Source organism: Pseudonocardia xinjiangensis (assembly GCF_050948425.1).
GTDB classification, from domain to species: domain Bacteria; phylum Actinomycetota; class Actinomycetes; order Mycobacteriales; family Pseudonocardiaceae; genus Pseudonocardia; species Pseudonocardia xinjiangensis.
On the sequence record NZ_CP192009.1, the window covers coordinates 1,596,670 to 1,618,820 of the forward strand.

Below are 22,151 nucleotides of genomic sequence, written 5' to 3' on the forward strand. Positions count from 1 at the left end.
TTAGGCATAATCTAATGCGGATCGCATTTCTGCCATGCCGCTGACCACGGAGAACGGGCGAATCTGCATGAGTTCCTTCACGGCCGGTTACGACTTCGTCATCGTGGGCGCCGGCTCGGCCGGGTGCGTCCTCGCAGCCCGGCTGTCGCAGGACGGGAGTGCGCACGTACTGCTGCTCGAGGCCGGCAGCAGCCAGCGTACGGAGTCGATGGCTCTGCCCCCCGCGTGGCCGACGCTGATCGGTTCGTCGGCGGACTGGGGTGACGCCACGGTCGTGCAGGCGGCGAACGGGATGGCCATCCCCTTTCCGAGGGGAAAGGCGCTCGGTGGGTCGTCGGCCATCAACGCGATGTTCTTCGTCCGCGGCCACCGATCGAGCTACGACGCGTGGCCGGCGGCCGGGGCGAAGGGCTGGGGGTTCGACGATCTGCTCCCGTACTTCCGGCGCTCCGAGCGGGCGCACGGCCGTGATCCGGCCCTGCGCGGGGACGAGGGCCCCGTGGTGGTCGCGCCGATGGAGCCGGACCCCTTCATGACGGCGGGGCTGCAGGCGGCAGTCGAGGCCGGCCACCGCGCGGCGACCGACGTCAGCGGCGGCCTGGAGGAGGGCTTCGGCTGGATGGACGTGAGCATCCGCGACGGGCGGCGCTGCGGTGCTGCTGAGGCGTATCTCGACGCGGAGGTCCGCAGCCGGCCCAACCTGACGGTGGTCACCGACGCGCTGGTGCATCGCGTGCGGGTGCACGACGGGCGGTGCACCGGGGTCGAGTACAGCGTCGAGCACGGCACGGGGTCCCAGGTGCTCGTCGCGGAGTGCCGGGGGGAGGTCGTGCTCACCGCCGGCGCGGTGGGCTCGGCGCAGCTGCTGATGCTCTCCGGTGTCGGCCCGCAGGCGCACCTCGACGAGAGGGGAGTCGAGGTGGTCCTGGACCTCCCCGGGGTGGGAGCGAACTTCCATGATCATCCGCTGTCCATGGTGGCCTACACCCCGGTGCAGCCCGTGCCGACCGGAGTCGGCAACCACAGTGGGGTGATCGGCCTGATGAGCAGCCCCGTCGCTGCGGACGGGCCCGACCTCCAGCTGATCATCTCGGACATGCCGCTGTACGGGCCCGGGCTGCGTGGACCGGACCATGCGTACGCCATCGTCTTCTCGGCCGTGCGGCCCTACAGCCGCGGCACGGTCCGCCTGGGCAGCGCCGAACCCGGAGCGGCGCCGCTCATCGACCCGAACTACTACGCCGACCCCCGTGACCTCGACGTCATGGCGGCCGGACTGGACGCGGCCCGGACGCTCGGTCGCACGCTCGCCCTTGACCCGTGGCGCGGCGAGGAGGTCGTGCCCGGGCCCGGCGTGCGGGATGCCGAGGGTGTGCGCGACTACCTGCGCCGGAGCCTCGGGACCTACTTCCACCCGGCGGGCACGTGCAGGATCGGCCCGGACGGCGACGGCATGGCCGTGGTCGATCCCGACCTTCGCGTCCACGGGATCAGCGGGCTCAGGGTCGCGGACGCGTCCGTGATGCCCTCGATCGTGTCGGGGAACACGAACTCGACCGTCTACGCCATCGCCGAACGTGCGGCGGACCTGATCCGGCGGTAGCAGCACGCCGCCCGTGCCCGGGGGCGACGGCGCCCCCGGGCACACCCCGCCGGTTCGGCTCCCGCGACCGAGCCTCCCGCGGGGCACCGCCATGTCCAGCACCAGGGAACGGAGTACTCCTTGTCACGCCCCACAGAGGCCTCGGACGCCGGCCCGGCTCGCCCGGGTGAGCAGGCGCCACCGTCAGGAGGAGGCACCGCCGTCACGGTGGCGGCCCGCCTGGACCGGTTGCCGATCACGCGCACCCATCGGCTGATCACGGTCACGATCGGCATCGGCATGTTCTTCGACATCTACGAGGTGTTCCTGACCAGCGCCGTGTCGGGTGCGCTGACCAGCGAGTTCCACCTCACCAGCGCCGTACTGGCCCCGGTGCTGGCCTCGACGTTCGTCGGCATGTTCATCGGTTCGATCGTGCTGGGCCGGATGGCAGACCGGGTCGGCCGCCGCCGCGCGTTCATGATCAACCTGGCCCTGTACTCGCTGGCATCGCTGGCCGGCGCCTTCAGCCCGAACGCGGTCTGGCTGATGATCAGCCGGTTCGTCGCCGGCCTCGGTGTCGGTGCCGAACTCCCGCTGGCCGACGCCTACCTCTCGGACATGCTCCCGGCCCGCCAGCGCGGCCGCTACACCGCGTGGGCGTACACCATCTCGTTCATCGCCGTGCCGATCGTCGGGTTCCTGGCCCGCGGTTCCGTCGGCCACCTCGCCGGGATCGCCGGTTGGCGCTGGATCTTCGCTCTCGGTGCGCTCGGTTCCGCCATCGTCTTCCTTCTCCGCACCACGCTCCCGGAGTCGCCGCGATGGCTGGAGGCCGTCGGGCGCGGTCCGGAAGCGGACCGCATCACGTCCCGGATCGAGGCGGAGGCCCTCCGCGGCGGTCACCGGCTCACCGAACCGACGCGGCGTGACCCGGAAGCCCCCGTCCGACCCGCTCGTGCCGGAGTGCGTGTGCTCCTGACGCCCCCGCTCCGCCGGCGCACGCTGATGATGGCCGTGTTCCAGGTCTTCCAGGTCTTCGGCTACTACGGGTTCGGCACGCTGGTGCCGCTGATCCTGGCCGCGAAGGGCTACGCGCTGAGCACGTCGTTGCTGTTCACGGCACTGACCTTCCTCGGCTACCCCGTGGGTTCCCTGCTGTCGCTCCCGCTGGTGGAACGATTCGAGCGGAAGTACCTCGTGGTGGGATCGGTTGTCGCGATGGCCGCGTTCGGGCTGGCGTTCGGCTTCTCGAACTCGATGGTGCCGATCGTGATCTTCGGTTTCCTCTACACCGCCGCCAGCAACGTCTTCTCCAACGGCTACCACATCTACCAGGCGGAGATCTTCCCGACGGCCGTCCGTTCGACCGCGGCGAGCGGCACCTACGCGATCTCCCGGCTGGCGACCGGTGCCATGCCGTTCGTCCTCCTGCCGGTACTGGCGGCGGCGGGGTCGGCCTGGGTGTTCGTCGTCATCTGCGGTGCCCTCGTCGTCGTCGCCCTCGACATCGGCCTCGTCGGGCCACGGACCACCGGGCTGTCCACCGAGGACGTCGTGGTGGCCTGAGTGGGCGCGCGCTCAGTCGGTGGCCAGCCCGGTGCCCCCGAGGGGGCGCAGGTCCACCAGCTCCGGCGGGCCGGCCAGCAGTTCGAGCACCTCGCCGATGCCGACCTCGCCGAGGTCGGCGGACAGGGCCCGATCGGACGCCTCCTCGTCGGCCCACACCTCGGTGACCCACACGGTGTCGGGCTCGTCGGCCGACAGGTTGATCACGTACAGCTCGCAGCCCGGGGCGCCGCGCAGTCCCTCCGCCACGCGGAGCAGGGTGTCGGCCAGAGCCGCTCCCCGGCCCGGCTGCGCGACCATGCGCACGTAGCGTCCGACACGCCCCGGGTCCTGCACGGATGACATCCGACGACCGTAGCGGCGCCGTCCGTGCGAGGTTGGGTCGGGTGGTGCGCGTGCCGGTGCGGATTCGCCGGCGGCCTCTGTCCGCTCACCCACCGAGTTCCCAGCGATCGGAGCGGCATGACCCTCATCACCGTCAACGACGTCGAGCTCGACGTGCAGATCAGCGGCGCGGGCCCCACGGTGCTCCTCGTGCACGGCTGGCCGGACACCCACGCCTGCTGGCGGCACCAGGTGGCTGCGCTCAACGCCGCGGGCTACCGCACCGTCGCCCCGGACCTGCGGGGCTTCGGCGCCTCCGGCAAACCGGAGGACCTGGCGCGGCTCACGGTCGGCGACCACGTCGGCGACCTGATCGGTCTCCTGCGTCACCTCGATGTCGAGAAGGCGCACCTCGTGGGGCACGACTGGGGCTCGGCCCTCGTGCAACAGGTCGCCATGGCGGCGCCCGTGCTGACCAGCAGCCTCACCTGCATGTCGGTCGGGCATGCGGCCGCCTTCTACGGCAGCGGGCTCGAGCAGCGGGAGAAGTCCTGGTACATGCTCCTGTTCCAGTTCCGCGGCGTGGCGGAGCAGTGGCTCAGCCAGGACGAGTTCCGGAACCTCCGGGAGTTCATCGCCACCCACCCCGACCTCGACGAGGTCGTCGAGCGCATGCGTGACCCGAAGGCCCTCAGCGCCTCGCTGGCGATCTACCGCACCGGCGTCCCGCCCGAGGTGCTGCTCGCGCGGATGGACGATTCCCCGCCGCTGCCCCCGGTGCCCACCATGGGCCTCTGGAGCACCGGCGACCGGTACCTCGTCGAGGCCGGGATGGTCGGCACGGAGAACTACGCGAGCGGCCCGTGGCGGTACGAGCGGATCGACGGCGCGGGCCACTGGATGCAGCTGGACGCGCCGGAGCGCGTGAACGAGTTGCTGCTCGACTTCCTCCCAGGACGGGGCGAGCATCGATGATTCTCTGCGCGTTCATGTCTCGTTCGTCGCACTGAGGTGCGCCCGCTCCACTCTGGGACACCAGTGCTCGACGACGAGCGTGACGGCTGGAGCATGGGGTGGATCGGGTGCACGACCGCAGTCAGTACGACCGTCCTGTCGGGCACGGGCACGGTTCTCGACGGCGCAAGGTGGGCGGGCAGCGCTCCCTGGCACCGATGGACATCGCGATGTTGCAGCGGTCGGCCGGCAACCTCGCCGTCACCCGGTTGATCGGCCTGCAGCGGGCAGGCGCGGTGCCGGGAGTGGAGCCGGAGCCGACGACGGTGCCTCGCACCCGGCCGGTGCAGCGGGCGTTCTTCGGGTCGTCCAGGGACGCGGACCTCGGCGCCACGATGGCGGCCCGCCGACGGCAACGCCTGGATCACGAGTACGGGCCACTGGTGGGACCGCACCGGGTCAAGGAGGAGTCCGAGCTCGCGGAGGACGGCGACGTCCGGCTCAACCCGGTGTGGTACCGGCTGGAGAACTTCCCTCCCGGGCTCCTCCTGGACCGGGGCAAGAGCGCCGTCTGGTGTTTCTCGGTGGGCGCCCGTGGCGAGATCCTGATGGGCAGCGAGGACATCACCACGGTTGTCGAGGACGAGGAATGGGCCAGGCTCCTCACGGCCATGCAGGAGAAGGACCCCACCCTCACCATGGACGAGCTCCAGCTGCGCCTGAACTCGTCGGGACATCCGACCATCGCGGCGGGCTTCCAGTCGCTCGGTCGCACGCAGGTCAAGCCGGCCAGGGTCTCGGGCGAGCTGCTCTGGAACGCCGAGCTGGAGCGCTTCGAGATCAACGACAAGTCCGGGCGCTACATGAGCAAGAAGGTGCGCGCCGGGCTGCAGCGTGCCGATGCCGTGCGCTGGATGACCACCGTCGCCGACCGGATGACCAGGCACTTCGGGGTACCGATCGGGATGGCGAACTCGAAGTACGGCGGGTGAGGCCGGTGACTACTCCCCGGTGAGCCCGTCCACCGACTCCCGCAGGATGTCGGCATGGCCGTTGTGCCGCGCGTACTCCTCGACGAGGTGACGCAGGATCCACCGCAGGCTGGGTGCCCGGCCGTCGGGCCAGGTGCGCCGGGCCGGCCGTTCCAGGCCCCCGTCGGCCAGCGCCTCCGCGACCCCGGAACGGGACCGGTCCACCGCGGCCTCCCACAGCGCACGGAGCTGCTCCGGCGTGTCCTCGGCGGCCGAGCGCCAGCCCCAGTCGGGGTCGGACTTCCAGTCCACGGTGTCCCACGGCGGGTGCGGGTCGCGCCCGTGCAGCGCCCGGGAGCACCAGTGGTCCTCGACGTAGGCCAGGTGCTTGAGCATCCCGCCCAGGGTCATCGACGAGGCGGCGACCGTGGCCCCCAGACCGGCTGCGTCGAGCCCCGCGCACTTCCACGCCAGCGTCGCGCGCTGGAAGTCCAGGAACCCCAGGAGGGTGGCGGTCTCGTCCGCCCCGAGCGGAGGCTCCGGGCGGCCCTGCTCGTCACGATCGATCATGGACGGCGAATCTACGGCGGGCCGAGCGCCGAGATCGACAGCAGCGTTGTTCGTCACGAGGAAAACCACGCTCACGGGATGACCGCGCCGACCCCGGTACCCCCACTTTCGTGTGGACTTACGTTGACATTCTGCTGTCGTTGGTTGGCAGGTCTGGCCGTTCTGTAGGTTGCGCGTGTGCGCAGGCTCCCCGGCACTGCGTGCTGAATCTGAGCGTCGACAGGGAACTGTCGGCCCGCCTGAGGAGACAGCAGTGCCGAAGAAGGTCGGAATCGTGGCGACCGCCGCCGCTGCCGGAATGCTCACATTGAGCCCATTGGCGTTCGCGAACGACGACCGCGGCACTACGTCGTTCTCCTTCGAGGGCGCCGGTGTCCAGCAGAACCAGGTCAACCTCTGCCGCTTCGACCAGGACGTCGATGTGCTGCCGGCCGCACCCGTCGGGGCGGTTCTGCCGCTGGTGAGTCAGGAGCAGAACGGCAACTGCATCAATGTTGGTGACGGTGGAAGGGCTGCCGCTCCCGCGCCACCGACCACGCCGTCCCCGGCTCCCACCACCACTCCACCCCCGGACGAGGGACAGACCCCTCCTGCTGACCGCGTCGAGGCGTCCGACGGCCAGTCCGTCTTCTTCTGGGATCGGTCGATTCCGGCCGACGTCCAGAACGGCGAGGTCATATTCGAGGCTGCTCGGGCTTGCCCCGCGGACTGGAACCTCGTCTCGGCGGGGGCCGGGTGGTCGACGATCGAGAATGCCGATAACTCGGTCTCCGAGTACACCGACGATGGACAAGGTCTACGGATCACCTGGATCTCCGACGACCCGCCGACCGAGCCGCGCGTTTTCTATGCCTACGCCATCTGCGAACCGCCCGCGGCGTAGCGCGCCGGTGCCGGGGGCGGGTTGCTGTGCCGTCCTTCAGTTCGGTCCGGGTGACCAGGCCGTTGGCGTTCGGGTGACGAAGATGCGAGTCGCCGGCCTGGGTGCTCGGCGACACGAGCCGCCCCCACGCGCGAGATCGACAGCAGCGTTGTTCGTCACGGGGAGAACCACGCCCACGTCGATCTCACCGTGGAACATTTGTCCAAGCCACCGGCTCGTGTGGACGGCGACTGTGGGCTCATGAGCCAAGGCCGTCGACAGCGCCGGGTCATCGCGTCAGCGACCGTCCTCGCGGTCGTCGGGCTGCTTCTGGTCAATGCGGTGGTGGTGGCGCGCCAGGACGAGGAGGCCGCCTGGAGTCCGGCCCTGCCTCTCGACGGCGGGAACATCCACGTGAGCCAGGACGGCCCCGGCGATGCCCCGGCACTCGTCCTGATCCACGGCTTCGCCGGGTCGACCCGCTGGTGGGACGCGCTGGTCCCGATGCTGGCGAGGTCCCATCGGGTCATCCGGATCGACCTGCTCGGGTACGGCCGGTCGGCCAAACCGGCCGGCGGGGGCTACGGGATCCCGGAGCAGGGAGCCCGGGTCGGGGCGGCGCTGGATCGGCTCGGCGTGAGGCGCGCCACAGTGGTCGGTCATTCCAGCGGCGGCTCGGTCGCCACCGCCCTCGCCGAGCAACGACCCGACCTGGTCACCGCGCTCGCGCTCGTCAACACCGGACCGCGCCTGGAGGCCTTCATCTCGAACGGGGTCGCCGGGCAGCTCATGTTCACCCCGGTCGTCGGGCAGCTGCTGTGGCGGTTGCGGACAGACAGCCTGCTCCGACAGGGTCTGAGCACCGGGTTCAGCCGCGCCGGCTACGAGATCCCTCAACAGCTCGTCGACGATGTGCGCGCCACGACCTACCACGCGTTCACCGCGACGTCGCAGGCCGTCGACGACTACCTGGAACAGCGCGCGCTCCCCGAGCGGCTGACCGCCGTCGGCAAGCCGTTGCTGGTGATCTTCGGCGAGGACGACCGCAGATGGCGGGCCTCGTCCGCCGCCGAGTACCACGCGGTTCCGGGCGCGAGGGTCACGTTGCTGCCCGGTGTCGGCCACTCGCCCATGCTCGAGGATCCGCCACTGACCGCCGAACATCTCCTGGCCTTCACCGGGATGCACGCGCACTCGTGAGGGTCGCTGCTGTGACAGAACGCTGCTGTCACAGAAAGCAGTCAGGGGCCCGGTCCGAAGACCGGGCCCCTGGTGGAGCTGGTGCGCCGCGAGGGAATCGAACCCCCAACCCGCTGATTAAGAGTCAGCTGCTCTGCCTATTGAGCTAGCGGCGCCTGCCGTGGCGCCCTACCGCCCGGCGCCGAGGAAGAACGTTACACGTTCATCCAGACGCGCCGTGCGGCGGGGGCCGCGGCATGGGGTGAGTGACGGGACTTGAACCCGCGACTTCCTGGACCACAACCAGGTGCTCTACCAGCTGAGCTACACCCACCATGGACCCCGGCCTCGGCCGGGACCTTCAACAGCTTAGCGTGGCCGCTACGCCGGATCGAAGCGGGTTCCCGCGGGGCCTGCGACCTGCGCAGCAGCGGCCTGAGCCTGCTCCGACGTCGGTCCGGGCTGCGGGACGAACAGGGTGCGTCGGTAGTACTCGAGCTCGCGGATCGACTCCTCGATGTCGGCGAGTGCCCGGTGCGCGAGGCCCTTCTCGGGCTTCGCGTAGAACACCCGGGGGAACCAGCGACGGCACAGCTCCTTCACCGAGCTGACGTCCACCATCCGGTAGTGCAGGTGGGCGTCGAGGGCCGGCATGTCGCGGGCCAGGAACCCACGGTCGGTGGCGATGGAGTTGCCGGCGAGCGGGGCCGTTCGTGGCTCCGGGACGTGCTCGCGGACGTAGTCCAGCGCTAGCTGCTCGGCCTCGGCGAGGGTGACGGTCGAGGCCCGCACGGCCTCGGTCAGTCCCGAGTGGGCGTGCATCTCGCGGACGATGTCGGGCATCCCGGCCAGCGCCTCGTCGTCGGCATGGATGACGACGTCGACCCCGTCGCCGAGAACGTTCAGGTCGGCATCGGTCACCAGCACGGCGATCTCGATGAGGGCGTCGCGCTGGAGGTCCAGCCCGGTCATCTCGCAGTCGATCCATACCAGACGGTCGTTCATCCCCGAAACATTAGGCCCGGCGCCGCCACCGTTGCCCGTCGCGCGCCGTGAGTCGCGTTTCATCCGTCCGGGAACGGGTGACCCGGCTACGCTCCGGCCGCGTGGAGAACACCGTCGGAGCTGATCAGAGCCCTGCAGCACGTGAGATCGCGGCCGGGTACGCCACCAAGGGGGCGGCCCTCGAGCTGGGCGCGGTCGTCGTCGACGGGGTGGTCGATCCGGCGGCGCGGGTGCGCATCCCGTTCGCCACGCTCAACCGGCACGGCCTCGTGGCAGGCGCCACGGGCACCGGGAAGACCAAGACGCTGCAGGGGATCGCCGAGCAGCTCTCGGCCGCCGGGGTCCCGGTACTCCTGGCCGACATCAAGGGCGACGTGTCCGGGATGGCGCGGCCCGGCGAGCCCGGACCGAAGATCGAGTCGCGGGCCCGGGACACCGGCGACGACTGGACGCCCACCGCGTACCCCGTCGAGTTCCTGTCGCTCGGCGGCACCAGCTCGGCCGTCCCGATCCGGGCGACGATCACGCAGTTCGGGCCGATCCTGCTGTCGAAGGTGCTGGACCTCAACGACACCCAGGAGTCCACGCTCGGGCTGATCTTCCACTGGGCCGACGAGCGCGGCCTGCCGCTGCTGGACACCAAGGACCTGCGCGCGGTCATCCAGCACCTGACCAGCGACGAGGGCAAGGCCGACCTGAAGGGCATCGGCGGGGTCTCCCCGGCAACGGCAGGGGTGATCCTGAGGGCACTGGTGAACCTGGAGGCCCAAGGTGGGGAGGACTTCTTCGGCGAGCCGGAGTTCGAGCCGGCCGACCTCCTCCGGCAGGTCGACGGCCGGGGCGTCGTCACGCTGCTGGAGCTGTCCGACCAGGCGGGCAACCCGCGCCTGTACTCCACGTTCCTCATGTGGCTGCTCGCCGAGCTGTTCGAGGATCTCCCCGAGGCGGGCGACCTCGACAAGCCGAAGCTCGTGTTCTTCTTCGACGAGGCGCACCTGCTGTTCACCGACGCGTCCAAGGCGTTCCTGGAACGCATCGAGCAGACCGTGAAGCTGATCCGGTCCAAGGGCGTCGGGGTCTTCTTCTGCACGCAGCTGCCCACCGACGTCCCGAACGCGGTGCTCTCCCAGCTCGGCGCGCGGGTCCAGCACGCACTGCGGGCGTTCACCCCCGACGACCAGGCCGCGCTGGTCAAGACCGTCCGGACCTACCCGAACACGAAGCACTACGACATGGAGGAGGCGCTCACCTCGCTGGGCACCGGTGAGGCGATCGTCACGGTGCTCTCCGAGCGGGGCGCGCCCACTCCCGTCGCGTGGGCCAGGATGCGCGCGCCGCGCTCGCTGATGGGCGCGATCGGCGGCGACGCCGTCACCGCAGCGGCGAAGGCGTCGCCGCTGTACGGGAAGTACGGGCAGACGGTCGACCGCGAGTCGGCCTACGAGATCCTCACCGCGAAGATCGCCGCGCCGCCCCCGGCGCCCGAGGCCCCGCCGGTCGCCGTCCCGCCGCCCCCGGCGCCCGAGCGGCGCCCGGAGCGTGAGGACCCGGGTGTGGTGGCGGAGGTGCTCGGCTCGCCCGTGGTGAAGTCGTTCCTGCGGTCCGCGGCGAGTGCGCTGGGGAGCGAGATCACCCGTGGCCTCTTCGGCACCCGCACCCGCCGGCGTCGCTGACAGCGACCCAGGCTTAGGACCCAGACTCGGGACCCGTCGCGAGGAACGGCGTGAGCAGGTGTGGGACGGCGGCGTCGGCGAGCGCCGCGCCGTCGGCGGCGCCCACGTCGAGCACGGTGTAGCCGCCCGCGCCCGCCGCCGTGATCGCCTCCACCGACACCACCCCCGACCGGCGCTGGAAGACGCTCTGCCGGAACGTCCAGCCGATCACACCGGCCCGCTGCAGGGCGACGGTCCGCCGCTGCACGGAGCCCTGCCGGCTCACCAGGTGGCGGCTGGTGAGCTCGTGGCCCAGGTTGCGGTAGCGGTCGAGGCCGAGCAGCGCGGCGAGCGGGAGCAGCAGCAGGCTCGGCGGGCCGAGCCACGCCAGGCCGGGCACGGCCGCCCCGGCGGCGAAGACGCCCGCCACCAGCACCGCGGTGGGCCCGAGCGCCCGGGTCATGCGCCGGAGCAGGGCAGCCCGCGGATGCCGGCGCAGCAGGGCGAGGGTGATCTCCTGCGGGTGCTCGCGCAGCGCCGCCGACGCCACCCGGTGGGCCTCGTCGCGGGGGCACGGCGGTTGCAGCGCCCCGCCCTGCGCGTCCCGGGACAGGCCGGCGGAAAGCGCCTTGCACTGCGCGCCCCGCCCGGCGCGCAGCAGCAGCGACTCCACCACCTCCGCACCCCGCAGCCGCTGCTCCGACACCGACAGCGAGCGCCGGGTGAGCAACCCGCGCCGGACGTGCAGCGTGCCGGTGCCGATGCCCGCGCCACCGGACGCGATGCCGGCGGAGCCGTCCGCCGCGGCCTCGCGGGTGAGCCGGTAGTCGTACCAGCGCTCCGCGAACAGCAGCATGGCCCCGACCACCGCGACGGCCACCAGGACCGCCGCGAGCACCACGACGGTCAGCCAGATCGGGGTGTGGGTCAGCCGCTCGGTGGCGTCGTCGACGGCCGTGATGTCGCGCGGGTTCAGGCCGAGGTCGTCGAACAGGTTGAACACGGCCGCGCCGACCGCGCCGACGCCGGCAATCGCGGAGAACGTCAACGGCGCGAAGCGCAGCCAGGACCAGCGCAGCCGGGCCAGCTCCGTGGCTCGTGGGCGCGGCGGGTCGGCGACGGCGTCTCCGGCCGGGGCGGGACCGGCCACCCGGGAACGGTCCAGCAGCTCCCGGCGCAGCCGCTCGGCCTCCGCCGTGGTCACCGCATCAAGGCTCAGCCCGGAGGACTCCGCGGTGGACCCGGACGCGGCGCCGATCTGCACGACGCTGAGCCCGAAGATGCGGTGCAGGAGCTTGGCGGTGAGGTCGACGGTGCGGATGCGGTCGCGCGGCACCGAGCGCTGCTGGCGGCGCAGCCACCCGCTGTGCAGCTCGACGCGTTCGGCGGTGATCCGGTACTGCGTGGTGCGCCAGCGCACCACGCCGGCGAGGATCGCCAGCACCCCGATCGCGACGGGCAACCACAGCCGCATCGGGTCGCCCCCGCGTCCGGTGACGAGCACGATCAGCGCCACCGGCAGGAACCGCACCAGGCTGCCGAGCGGGCCCACCACGAGCATCCGCTTGTCGAGCCGCCGCCAGGGCGTCTCGACGGCGGGGCGCGCGTCGGTGTCGGACGTCATGTCGCATCACCCGGGGTGGCCTGGGTGGTCTCGGTGAGCATGCGGGCCAGCTCGGCCGCGGCGTGGTCCTCCAGGCCGTGGATCTTCACCGGGCCGCGTGCCGAGGCCGTGGTGACCGTGACACTGGCCAGCTTGAGCAGCTGCTGCAGCGGCCCGTGCTCGGTGTCGACGGTCTGCACCCGCGAGATGGGGGCGATCCGCCACTCCCGGACCAGCCAGCCCGACAGGGTGTACACGGCCTCCGGCGTGACCTCCCAGCGGTGGATCCGGTAGAGCAGCGGCGGCACGACGACTGTGTAGACCAGGGTCACCGCGGCGGTCGCACCGGCGGTCCAGGCGAGCCATCCCGGGGCGCTCCCGCCCATCGCGACCAGCACGATCATCTGCGGCGCGACGAGCACCACCAGCGTCACCAGCGCGCGCAGCTGCCACCACCGCACGGCGCGCGGGCTCACCTGGTGGGCAGGTGGTCGGAGCGGGAGAGCGGTGGGGACGGCGGTGGCCATGGCAGGAGTCTGCCGGTGATCGCCACCCGGGCGCGAGCACGGCGCGGCCACGACGGGCTCAGGGGCGGCCGAACGCCGTGAGCTGGGCCGTGCGGACCCCGGCGGTCTGCGCCTGGATCAGATGGAACGCCGCTTCGCGGGCCCAGCGCTGCTCCGGGCTGGTCAGGAGCAGCGCGCTGCCCGAACGGGCCGCGATCAGCGCGTTCGCGGTGCGGACGGTCAGCTCGGTGACCTCGGCGCGCACCGCGGTGCGCTCGGGCACCCGCTCCGCCACCGGCACGGTGAGCAGGGCGTAGGCCACGCTGCGGAGGTGAGCGGCGCGCTCGGCGAGTGTCATGGCCAGCTCGACCGCCGCCGGGCGGTCCTTCGCGGTCCCCAGCTCGGCCAGCGCGCCGAGCAGGCGGCGCAGCAGGCCGAGGGAGGCGGGAGTGGTGTTCGCGGTGCGGGCGGTGTCGTGGGCCCGCCAGGCCGGGACGTCGAGGGTGGCGAGCACGTCGTCGGCGCCGATCTCGAGGCCGTCCATCTCGAGCGCGACGGTGCGCGTCCCACCCATGACGGCCAGCGGCAGCGGCGCCCCGGCCCGCAGGCCGGGGCGCTCCGAGGCCGGCAGCAGGGCCAGTACGAACCGGTCGTCGGGGGTGGTCGCGGCGATCATGACGACGTCGATCAGGCCCCAGCCGGTGCACCAGTCGGCCGTGCCGGAGAACGTCCACCCGCTCCCCCGGGGCTCGGCCCGCACCGCGGGTGGCCCCGGCCGCCGGATGTGGGCGATCGCGATGCCGGCGGCGGTGCTCGCCGCCGCCAGACCGGCGCGGTGGCGCTCGGCGGCGGGACCCAGCGTGATGGCCTCCGGTGCGAGCCCGGGGAGCGGGCCGCGGGACAGCGCCTGCGGGAAGCGGTGCTGGGTGGTGACGAACCAGGTGGCCCCGCACGCTCCGCTGGTCAGCTCGACGGTCTCGGCGTCCACCCGCTCGTCGGCGCCGTGGCCACCCTCGGCCACCGGGATCCGCACCGACAGCAGCCCGAGCCGGGCCAGCAGCGCGGGATGCGCGGGATCGACGCCGCGGGCAGGGTCGTCGGCCGCCACGGCGTGCGGGAAGAGGACGTCGGCGGCGATGCGGGCGGCGGAGCGCACGGCGGGATGCTCGGCCACCCGCGGGTCCGGCGCGAACAACGCCTCCACGGCCGCGGCCGCAGCGCACATCACGGAGACCGACGCTACCGCCCGTCGAGCGGGCGCACCTCCGTGGCGCGCAGGGCGGTGTAGGGCAGCGCGTCGGCTCCGCAGGACGCCGGCCGGGGCGCGGAACCCTCCGCGGCGGCGACGTCGACGGCCCAGCGCCGCCCGTCCCGGGCACTGACGACGACGGTGCCGCCGTCGGCGTTGCGTGCGTCGTCGGCCACCTCGAGCGCATGCGCGTCCCGTAGCCCGGTGGCGGCGCGCACGGCCAGCTCGGCCACCTGGCCGGCGGGCGACCACGTCGAGCGGCCCCGGCACAGCGCCGTCTCGACCTCGTCGGAGCCCGCGGCCTTGAGCGCCGCGACCGCGGCCGCCGGGTCGAGGCGCCCGTAGGCGTAACCGGTGGGGAGCACGAGCGCGGTCGGGGCGAACCGGTGACCGCCGAGGTGGCTGCACTCCCAGACGTCCACACCGCCCAGTTCCATCAGCCCCAGTGCGAGCGCCCGGCCGTCGAGGGCGCAGCAGCGGTCGCGCCTGCCGTGGGTGCACACCATCAGGAGGGGATCGGTGACCGTGCCGCCCGGCAGCGGCGCGCCCGCGGCCGGCAGGACCACGTCCCCGAGCTCCGACGGGCCGGCCACCGTCAGCAGCGTGGTGCGCGCGGTGGCCGGAGCGGTGTCGGTGAGGTACACCCGCGCCGGACCGTCACCGCGCCTACCCGGGCGCCGCACCAGCAGCAGACGCCATCCGGTGGCGGCGGCGTGGGCGGCGAACGCGGCCACGGTGGGGTCGGGATGGTTCTCGACGCTCTGCGGCCACGCACCTCGATGCTCGACGCACACCCAACGGGGCGCGACCGGGGCCGTGGCCGCCAGTGGTTCGTCGAGGGAGCGGGCGAGTGCCGCGCACCGCTCTCCCGTCTCCGTTGCCGCGTCCATTGCGCCGACCATATCCAAGCCTGCCCTAACTCAGGCGGGTGACTCCCTCATCCGAGACCGGCCCTCATACGAGATCGGCGTCCTTGTCGGGCCCGCGCAGCTCACGGTGCACGACCTTGCCGGTGGCGTTGCGCGGGAGCCCGTCCACGAACTCCACGTCCCGGGGCACGGAGAAGCGCCCGAGCTCGCCGCGCACCCAGGCGCGGACGTCGTGGGCGTCGACCGAGGCGCCCGGCTCCAGCACCACGAACGCGGCCAGCCGCTGGCCGTACTGCGCATCCGGGACGCCCAGCACGGCGGCCTCCCGCACCTCCGGCCGGGCGGTCAGCAGATCCTCCACGGGGCCGGGGTGCACGTTCTCCCCGCCGGAGACGATCATGTCGTCGGCGCGGCCGGTGAGCTGCAGCCTGCCGTCCTCGTCGAGCCTGCCGATGTCGCCGGTGCCGAGCATCCCCCCGGTCCGCTCGATGTCCGCGCCCTCGCGCGTGTAGCCCTCGAAGGGCATGTCGTTGCGGACGAAGACCCGGCCCTCCGTCCCGGTCGGTACCGGCCTGCCGTCCTCGTCGAGGATGACCAGCCGGGTGCCGGCCGGGGCCCGGCCCGCCGTGCCGGGTGCGGCGCGCAGGTCGGCGGGGGAGGCGATGCTGACCCAGGACACCTCGGTGGAGCCGTAGAGGTTGTAGAGCACGTCGCCGAAGCGGTCCTGGAACGTGGTGGCCAGCTCGGCCGGCAGCGCCGACCCGCTGACGGCCACGATTCGCGGCCGGTGCTGCGTCCACGCGGCGTCGAGCTGCGCGGCGGGCAGCTCCAGCACCCGCTGCAGCATCACGGGCACCGCGAACACGGCCTCGCAACGCTGCTCCTCCACGACGCGCAGGAACTCGGCGGGGTCGAACTTGCGCCGCAGCACCACCGGCGATCCGTGCAGCGCGGCCAGCTGCAGCGCGGCGTAGCCCCAGGTGTGCAGCAGCGGAGCGGCGATCAGCACCGGCTCGGCGGCCCGCAGCGGGATGGTCGAGAGGATCGCCGCCGCGGGGGCGAGGCTGCGCGGCGGCGGCCGACGGGCCCCCTTCGGGGTGCCGGTGGTGCCGGAGGTCAGGACGATCGTGCGGCCCACCCGGGGGCGCCGCGGCAGTGCACCGGTGCCGTCGAGCTGTGTCAGGTCGTGGACGACCGGGCAGTCGGCGGGGAGCCCGGCCAGCGCCGCGTCGAACTCCGGGTCGGCGACGACGGTGTGCAGCTCCAGCTCGGCCGCGACCTCCTTGAGCTGTCCCGCCGAGAGTCCCGTGTTGAGCAGCACCACGTCGGCGCCCAGCTTGCCGACCGCCACCTGGGCCTCGATCGCTCCGCGGTGGTTGCGGCACAGCACCCCGACGCGCACGCCCGGGCCGACGCCCGCGTCGGCGAAGCCCCGCGCCATCGCGTCGGTGCGCCGGTGCAGTTCGCCGAAGGTGACCGCGCCCTCCTCGTCGATGACCGCGATGCGGTCGGGGTGGCGGGCGGCGCCCACCACGTACGCGGCCGCGATCGTGAACCGGTAGCGCAGTAGGCCGAGGCCCATCCCGAACAGCCGGTCGGGGCGCTCGATCCGGACCACCCCGGAGCGTCTCAGGGCGACGATCGCCCGGCCCGAACCGGCCACCTGTTCGGCGCCCGCCCGCATCGACCCCAGTACCCGCGTGAACACATCGATCACCGGCCCAGTCTGGCAGCGCCGGGGCCTGCCCCGCAGTCCGCCGTCAGGCCGACGCAGCTCGTGAAGACCTGTCCAAAGGGGACGATCCGGATGGGGTGCAGAAGGCGGTTCACCGGACGAACCTCCTCCTCCGGGCGATCAGTGCGTGGGCCGGGTGAGGTCGTAGACCGTCTGGCCGCCGATCGTGCTGTAGAAGAAGTTGTCCTGCACCCACGTCGCGATCGGGGACCGCTCGCCACCGAACCCGCCCGCGAAGAAGTAGTGCACCTGGCCTGCGGCGACGTAGCGCTGGAACTGTTCGAGGGTGGGAGCGGGGTCGGAGCCGTAGAACCCGCCGATGGCCATCACGGTCGTGCCGCTCGCCAGCGCGAGCTGGGAGCTGACCTGGGACCCGATGGAGGCGGCCGACCACTCGGTACCGGCGTGCTGCAGGAGGGAGACCAGCTCCGGGTCGGTCCCCTGCGCGGGCCCTCCGACCATCGCGGCGATCCCCAGGGGGAGGGCATCCGGGCGCTTGTGCAGCTGGTCGAGGAAGTAGGCCGCGATACCGCTGGGAGGTCCCGCTGCCGGGAGGCTCCCGGTGTGCGGGGTCGCCGCGGTGTCCACGGCGTAGGCGGCGGGCGCGACGAGTACCGACAGCGCCACGACCGTCGCCGTGACGGTCCAGCGGCGCCGTCCGGAGACGGGCACCAGCAGCGCGAGCACGGCGAGGACGCCCAGTGCGGCCACGACCCAGCGCAGCCACGGCAGGAACTCCGGGGACCGGTCGAGCAGCACCACCGCCCACGCCGCCGTCCCGGCCACGACCAGCGCGAGCGCGAGACGTCCCGCCCACGAGCCGCGGCGGCGCCACAGCTCGTATCCACCGATCCCGACCAGCGCCGCGATCCCCGGGGCGAGCGCCACCGTGTAGTAGGAGTGGAAGATCCCCTCGGCCAGGCTGAAGACCAGGGCCGACACGACCGTCCAGGTGCCCCACAGCACGAGGGAGGCGCGGGTGCGGTCGATGCGCGGCGCCCGCCGCGTCAGCCAGAGCCCGATCACCAGCAGGGCCAGCGCGGCCGGGAGCAGCCACGACACCTGCGCGCCGACATCGGTGCCGAACATGCGGGCGAGCCCGGCCCCGCCGCCGAAGCCGCCTCCGCCGGGGGCGCCGTGGGCGCCGTGGGCCATGTCGGCACCGGGAGGCATGCCACCACCGGCTCCGTGGGCCATCCGGTCCCGGACGGCATCGCCTGCACCGGGCGCCCGCCCGGTACCACTCCGGTGCCCGCCAGGGTCCCCGGAGCCACCGAAGATCCGGCCGAGGCCGTTGTAGCCGAGCGCGAGCTCGAGCACGCTGTTGGTCTGCGAGCCGCCGATGTACGGGCGGTCGGCCGCAGGCCACAGCTCGACGGTCGCCACCCACCAGCCGGCCGCCACCACGAGCGCGACCCCCGCCGCGAGGAGCTGCCTGATCCGGTGCCAGAAGCCGGTGGGCGCCGCCACGAGGTAGGCCAGCGCCAGTGCCGGGACCACGACGAGGGCCTGGCCCATCTTCGCCAGGAACGCGAAGCCGACGAGCGCGCCGGCCAGCACCAGCCACCGGGTGCCGGCGACCTCGACCGCGCGGACGGTGGCGTACGCCGCGGCCACGATCAGCAGCACGAGGAGCGCGTCGGGGTTGTTGAACCGGAACATCAGAGCCGCGACGGGGGTCAGCGCCATCGCCGCGCCCGCGAGCAGCCCGGCCCGATGCCCGGACACCCGGCGTACCGCGGCGTAGATCAGGGCCACCGTCGCGACGCCCATGAGCGCCTCCGGCACCAGCATGCTCCAGGAGGAGAACCCGAAGATCCGGCCGGAGAGTGCCATCACCCAGAGCGCGGCAGGCGGCTTGTCGACCGTGATGATGTTGCCCGCGTCGAAGGAGGCGAAGAAGAACGCCTTCCAGCTGCGCGTCATCGACTCGACGGCCGCCGCGTAGAAGCTGTTGGCGAAGCCGGACGCGCCCAGGTCCCACAGGTAGAGCACCGCGGTGGCGGCGAGCAGCACGCCCAGCGCGAGCCGCTCGTGCCGTCTCTTGGGCGGCACTGACGCGACGGGCGCCGGATCGGCGGGGGCCAGGGTGGTGGTCATGTCCGGATCTCCTCGACGGTGGGGGTTGCCGGGCGGCGCGAACGGAAGATCCACGAGCGGAACGCGACGAAACGCAGGATCGTCGCCGCCCCGTTCGCGGCGACGAGCACGATCAGCTCGGTGGTGTGGCTCGCCCCCGGCGCCCAGTGCGCCAGCGCGGCCAGCGCGGCGGTGGTGAGCACGAGCCCCAGTCCGAACACGATCAGGCCCTGGAGCTGATGGGTGGCCCCCGCGCCGCTGCGGACTCCGAACGTCAGCCTGCGGTTGGCCGCGGTGTTGGCGACGGCGGTGACGACCAGGGCCACGAGGTTGGCGCCGAACGCGCCGAGCGGGTCGCGCAGCAGCGCGTAGAGGACCAGGTAGGCCAGGGTGCTGACCACGCCGATCGCCGCGAAGCGGACGAGCTGGCCCGGCAGTCCCCTCGGCACGCCTGCGACCTCCGGGCCGGAGAGTGCTCCCCGGCCGAGCTGCCCGCGCAGCTCCTGCACGGGCAGCCGCCCGGTGGCGAGCGCCCGGCCGAGCCGGACCACGCCCCTGAGGTCGGCGAGCGCCGTCGCGACGATGTCGACCCGGCTGTCCGGGTCGTCGACCCAGTCGACGGGCACCTCGTGGATGCGCAGTCCGCTGCGCTCCGCGAGCACGAGCAGCTCCGTGTCGAAGAACCAGCCCGTGTCCTCCACCAGCGGCAGCAGCCGTTGCGCGACGTCGGCCCTGATCGCCTTGAAGCCGCACTGGGCGTCGGAGAACCGCGTGGCCAGCGCGCCGTGCAGGAGCAGGTTGTAGGCGCGGGAGATGAGCTCCCGCTTGGCGCCGCGCACCACCCGGGAGCCGCGCCCGAGCCGGGTGCCGATCGCGAGGTCGGAGTGCCCGGAGATCAGCGGCGCCACCAACGGGAGCAGGGCCGCCAGGTCGGTGGAGAGGTCGACGTCGCAGTAGGCGAGCACCTGCGCGTCGGACGCCGTCCAGGCGGCGTGCAGCGCCCGGCCGCGGCCCTTCTGCGCCATCGTCAGCGCCGTCACGCCGGGCAGCTGCGCGGCGAGCTCGGCGGCGATGCGCGGGGTCGCGTCGGTGCTGGCGTTGTCGGCGATCGTGATCCGGAACTGGTAGGGGAACTGCTCGGTGAGGTGGGTGTGCAGCCGGTGGACCGACGGCGCCAGGTCGGCCTCCTCGTTGAACACCGGCACGACCACGTCGAGCACGGGAGAAGCCTGCGGTCCCCCGGGAACGGGGTGCGGCGCACTGTCGACGCTCATGGTCTCGACCGTCGGGGGAGGCGCTGTCCCGGCCTTGTGGCGCTGATGTGGAACAGCTGTGTGTCCGGTCGACCCCGGAGTGACGGTGCTCATGGCGCCACCGGTGCCGTGAGGTCGAAGAGCGTCGTGCCGTCGACGGTGGTCGAGGGGAAGGTGGCCGCCACCCAGGTGGCGATCCGCCCGGCCTGGTCACTGCCCCCGCTCGTGGTGTCGTCCGACCCGCGGCCGCCGATGAACCAGTGCACCTGCCCCTGCGCCACGAGCTGCTGGAAGCGTTCGAGCGTGGGAGAGGGGTCCGTGCCGTTGAATCCGCCGACCGCCATCACGGGCGAGCCGGTCGCGAGCTGGTAGCCGGCGGCGCTGTTGGAGCCGACGGCGGCGGCCACCCACGTGTGGGCGGCGGCGTCGCGCTGCAGGAGCGTCACGACGTCGGCCGGCGGTGTCGGCGACCCCACCAGGGACGCCAGGCCGGCGAACCCGCCGAACCCGCTGCCGGGCGGCGCGTCCCGGTGCGGTCGGGCCCGGTGGGCCGGGCCGGCGGGTGCGGCACCCGGGCCGGTACCGAACCGGCCCGCCTCGGCCCCGAACCCCGGGAACTGCCCGGGTCGGCCGAACGCAGCCGGCCACCTGCCGCCGAAGCCGCGCAGACCGGTGCCCACCGGCCCCGCCGAGGGAATGGCGCCGGTGTGCGGGACGGCCGCCGTGATCAGCGAGTACGCCGCCGGCCCGGCGAGCGAGGCCAGCACGGCCACGGCCGCGACGCACGTCGTGAGCGCTCGCGGCAGCCGCGGCACGGCGAGCAGGCCCACCGCGCCGACCGCACCTGCCGCCAGCACCACGGGCGCCAGCCACGGCTGCCACTGCGGGGTCCGCTGCAGCAGCACGAACGCCCACGCCGCCGTCAGCGCCACGACCGCGGCCAGCGTCACCCGCGGTGCGACCGTGGCCCGCGCCCGCCACAGCACCGTTGCCCCGATCCCCACGAGCGCAGCGATGGCCGGCGCGAGCGCGACCAGGTAGTAGGGATGGAAGATCCCGGCCATCAGGCTGAACACGGCGCCGGTGACGATCAGCCACCCGCCCCAGACCACGGCCGCCGCCCTGAGCCGGTCGGTGCGCGGGGCCGCGCGGGTCCGCCAGAGCAGCACGACGAGCAGCACCAGCGCCGCAGGCAGCAGCCACGACGCCTGCCCGCCGAGCTCGCCGTCGAACAGCCGGGTCAGGCCGGTCTCACCCCAGCCGCCCGTCCGGCCGCCCGCACCGCCGCCGACGCTGCCGACCTCGTCGCCCGTCAGCCGCCCGAAGCCGTTGTAGCCCAGCACGAGCTCCAGCACGCTGTTGTGCTGCGAACCGCCGATGTAGGGCCGCGACCCGGCAGGCCACAGCTCGACGGCCAGCACCCACCAACCGGCTGTGACCACCAGTGCGACGGTGGCGAGCCCGAGGTCCCGCAGCCGGCGCCCGACCCCGACCGGGGCGGCCAGCAGCCACACCGCGGTGAGGGCGGGCAGCACGAGGAACGCCTGCAGCATCTTGGTGAGGAAGCCGAGCCCGACCAGTGCCCCCGCCAGCACCAGCCAGCGCGTCCGGCCGCCCTCGACCGCCCGGAGCGTCGCGTACGCCGCCCCGATGAGCAGGAGGGTGAGCAGCGCGTCGGGGTTGTTGAACCGGAACATCAGCACGGCCACCGGGGTGAGCGCGAGCGTCGCACCGGCCAGCAGCCCGGCTGCGGTCCCGGCGGTGCGCCGCACCGTGGCGTGGAGCAGCCCGACCGAGGCCACCCCCATCAGCGCCTGCGGGACGAGGACGCTCCAGCTGCTCAGCCCGAAGATCCGTACGGACAGCCCGCTCACCCACAGCGCCGCGGGCGTCTTGTCGACCGTGATCGAGTTGGCGGCGTCCGACGAGCCGAAGAACCACGCCTTCCAGCTCACGCCACCGGCCTGCGCCGCCGCGGCGTAGAACGAGTTGGCCCAGCCCGACGCGGACAGCCCCCAGAGGTAGAGCACTGCGGTAGCGGCGAGCAGCACGGACAGCGCCGCCCACCGGGCTCCGGACGCGGGACGCGACGGGGGAGGTGCGGTGCGCGGCGGGTCGACCGCGGTCGGAAGCGTCGTGGTCACATGGGCCGAGGGTGGTGCCCCGGGCTGTGCCGTCCCGGTGCGGAA

General features: G+C 73.0%; 18 protein-coding genes and 2 tRNA genes. 7 read left to right on the forward strand and 13 right to left on the reverse strand.

Translation table 11 applies throughout. The annotated features are described in order from the left end of the window. Nucleotides 1–67 precede the first annotated feature (67 nt). Together ACQPZA_RS07645 and ACQPZA_RS07650 are read left to right on the forward strand one after the other, a co-directional pair. Nucleotides 68–1,603 (forward strand): GMC family oxidoreductase, encoded by a 1,536-nt coding sequence (locus tag ACQPZA_RS07645; protein WP_433279595.1) that lies wholly within the window; start codon nucleotides 68–70, stop codon nucleotides 1,601–1,603. 120 nt (nucleotides 1,604–1,723) lie between these two features. Beyond that, entirely contained in the window at nucleotides 1,724–3,151 is a 1,428-nt protein-coding gene (locus ACQPZA_RS07650) for an MFS transporter (protein WP_433279596.1), read from the forward strand. A gap of 12 nt (nucleotides 3,152–3,163) precedes the next feature. On the opposite strand, the gene ACQPZA_RS07655 is transcribed toward ACQPZA_RS07650, so the two are convergent. Then, complete coding sequence (locus ACQPZA_RS07655; RefSeq protein WP_433279597.1) at nucleotides 3,164–3,496, reverse strand: putative quinol monooxygenase; 333 nt, start codon at nucleotides 3,494–3,496, stop codon at nucleotides 3,164–3,166. A 117-nt stretch (nucleotides 3,497–3,613) separates the two neighbouring features. Between ACQPZA_RS07655 and ACQPZA_RS07660 the strand changes: the two genes are divergently transcribed. Continuing rightward, a complete protein-coding gene (locus ACQPZA_RS07660; RefSeq protein WP_433279598.1) occupies nucleotides 3,614–4,450 on the forward strand; it encodes an alpha/beta fold hydrolase in 837 nt (278 codons plus the stop codon). 107 nt (nucleotides 4,451–4,557) lie between these two features. Continuing rightward, entirely contained in the window at nucleotides 4,558–5,421 is an 864-nt protein-coding gene (locus ACQPZA_RS07665) for a hypothetical protein (RefSeq protein WP_433279599.1), read from the forward strand. A gap of 9 nt (nucleotides 5,422–5,430) precedes the next feature. Here ACQPZA_RS07665 and ACQPZA_RS07670 read toward each other — a convergent pair whose 3' ends face one another. Continuing rightward, nucleotides 5,431–5,970, reverse strand: coding sequence for a DinB family protein (locus tag ACQPZA_RS07670; protein ID WP_433279600.1), 540 nt, complete (start codon nucleotides 5,968–5,970; stop codon nucleotides 5,431–5,433). A 253-nt stretch (nucleotides 5,971–6,223) separates the two neighbouring features. Here ACQPZA_RS07670 and ACQPZA_RS07675 point away from each other — a divergent pair, with 253 nt between their 5' ends. Both ACQPZA_RS07675 and ACQPZA_RS07680 read left to right on the forward strand, forming a co-directional pair. After that, nucleotides 6,224–6,853 carry a hypothetical protein gene (locus tag ACQPZA_RS07675; protein WP_433279601.1) on the forward strand — a complete coding sequence of 210 codons (630 nt, stop codon included), beginning with the start codon at nucleotides 6,224–6,226 and terminating at the stop codon, nucleotides 6,851–6,853. A gap of 240 nt (nucleotides 6,854–7,093) precedes the next feature. Further along, the gene (locus tag ACQPZA_RS07680) at nucleotides 7,094–8,032 is read left to right on the forward strand and encodes an alpha/beta fold hydrolase (protein WP_433279602.1); all 939 of its coding nucleotides are present in this window, start codon (nucleotides 7,094–7,096) and stop codon (nucleotides 8,030–8,032) included. A 79-nt stretch (nucleotides 8,033–8,111) separates the two neighbouring features. On the opposite strand, the gene ACQPZA_RS07685 is transcribed toward ACQPZA_RS07680, so the two are convergent. The 3 genes from ACQPZA_RS07685 to orn form a co-directional block, all read right to left on the reverse strand. Further along, a tRNA-Lys gene (locus tag ACQPZA_RS07685) sits at nucleotides 8,112–8,187 on the reverse strand. Nucleotides 8,188–8,269: 82 nt separating this feature from the next. Further along, nucleotides 8,270–8,345 (reverse strand) — tRNA-His (locus ACQPZA_RS07690). A 47-nt stretch (nucleotides 8,346–8,392) separates the two neighbouring features. Beyond that, nucleotides 8,393–9,016 carry an oligoribonuclease gene (gene orn, locus ACQPZA_RS07695; protein ID WP_169398215.1) on the reverse strand — a complete coding sequence of 208 codons (624 nt, stop codon included), beginning with the start codon at nucleotides 9,014–9,016 and terminating at the stop codon, nucleotides 8,393–8,395. 101 nt (nucleotides 9,017–9,117) lie between these two features. Here orn and ACQPZA_RS07700 point away from each other — a divergent pair, with 101 nt between their 5' ends. Next, entirely contained in the window at nucleotides 9,118–10,689 is a 1,572-nt protein-coding gene (locus tag ACQPZA_RS07700; protein ID WP_433279603.1) for a helicase HerA-like domain-containing protein, read from the forward strand. A 13-nt stretch (nucleotides 10,690–10,702) separates the two neighbouring features. Here the strand turns inward: ACQPZA_RS07700 and ACQPZA_RS07705 are convergent, their stop codons facing one another. The 8 genes from ACQPZA_RS07705 to ACQPZA_RS07740 form a co-directional block, all read right to left on the reverse strand. Continuing rightward, entirely contained in the window at nucleotides 10,703–12,292 is a 1,590-nt protein-coding gene (locus ACQPZA_RS07705; protein WP_433279604.1) for a PH domain-containing protein, read from the reverse strand. Further along, on the reverse strand, nucleotides 12,289–12,798 hold the full coding sequence (locus tag ACQPZA_RS07710) for a PH domain-containing protein (RefSeq protein ID WP_433279605.1): 510 nt from the start codon (nucleotides 12,796–12,798) through the stop codon (nucleotides 12,289–12,291). Before ACQPZA_RS07710 ends, ACQPZA_RS07705 begins: the two co-directional genes overlap by 4 nt. A gap of 58 nt (nucleotides 12,799–12,856) precedes the next feature. Next, entirely contained in the window at nucleotides 12,857–14,005 is a 1,149-nt protein-coding gene (locus ACQPZA_RS07715; protein ID WP_433279606.1) for a hypothetical protein, read from the reverse strand. An 11-nt stretch (nucleotides 14,006–14,016) separates the two neighbouring features. After that, nucleotides 14,017–14,916: a sucrase ferredoxin gene (locus tag ACQPZA_RS07720; RefSeq protein ID WP_433279607.1), complete on the reverse strand. Its 900-nt coding sequence runs from the start codon at nucleotides 14,914–14,916 to the stop codon at nucleotides 14,017–14,019. Between the two features lie 64 nt (nucleotides 14,917–14,980). Beyond that, nucleotides 14,981–16,612 carry an AMP-binding protein gene (locus tag ACQPZA_RS07725; RefSeq protein WP_433279608.1) on the reverse strand — a complete coding sequence of 544 codons (1,632 nt, stop codon included), beginning with the start codon at nucleotides 16,610–16,612 and terminating at the stop codon, nucleotides 14,981–14,983. Nucleotides 16,613–16,750: 138 nt separating this feature from the next. Then, nucleotides 16,751–18,730: an ArnT family glycosyltransferase gene (locus ACQPZA_RS07730; protein WP_433279609.1), complete on the reverse strand. Its 1,980-nt coding sequence runs from the start codon at nucleotides 18,728–18,730 to the stop codon at nucleotides 16,751–16,753. Then, nucleotides 18,727–19,983 (reverse strand): glycosyltransferase, encoded by a 1,257-nt coding sequence (locus tag ACQPZA_RS07735; RefSeq protein WP_433279610.1) that lies wholly within the window; start codon nucleotides 19,981–19,983, stop codon nucleotides 18,727–18,729. Before ACQPZA_RS07735 ends, ACQPZA_RS07730 begins: the two co-directional genes overlap by 4 nt. Nucleotides 19,984–20,072: 89 nt before the next feature. Further along, nucleotides 20,073–22,106, reverse strand: a complete 2,034-nt coding sequence (locus ACQPZA_RS07740) for an ArnT family glycosyltransferase (protein WP_433279611.1) — start codon at nucleotides 22,104–22,106, stop codon at nucleotides 20,073–20,075. Nucleotides 22,107–22,151: the final 45 nt, after the last annotated feature.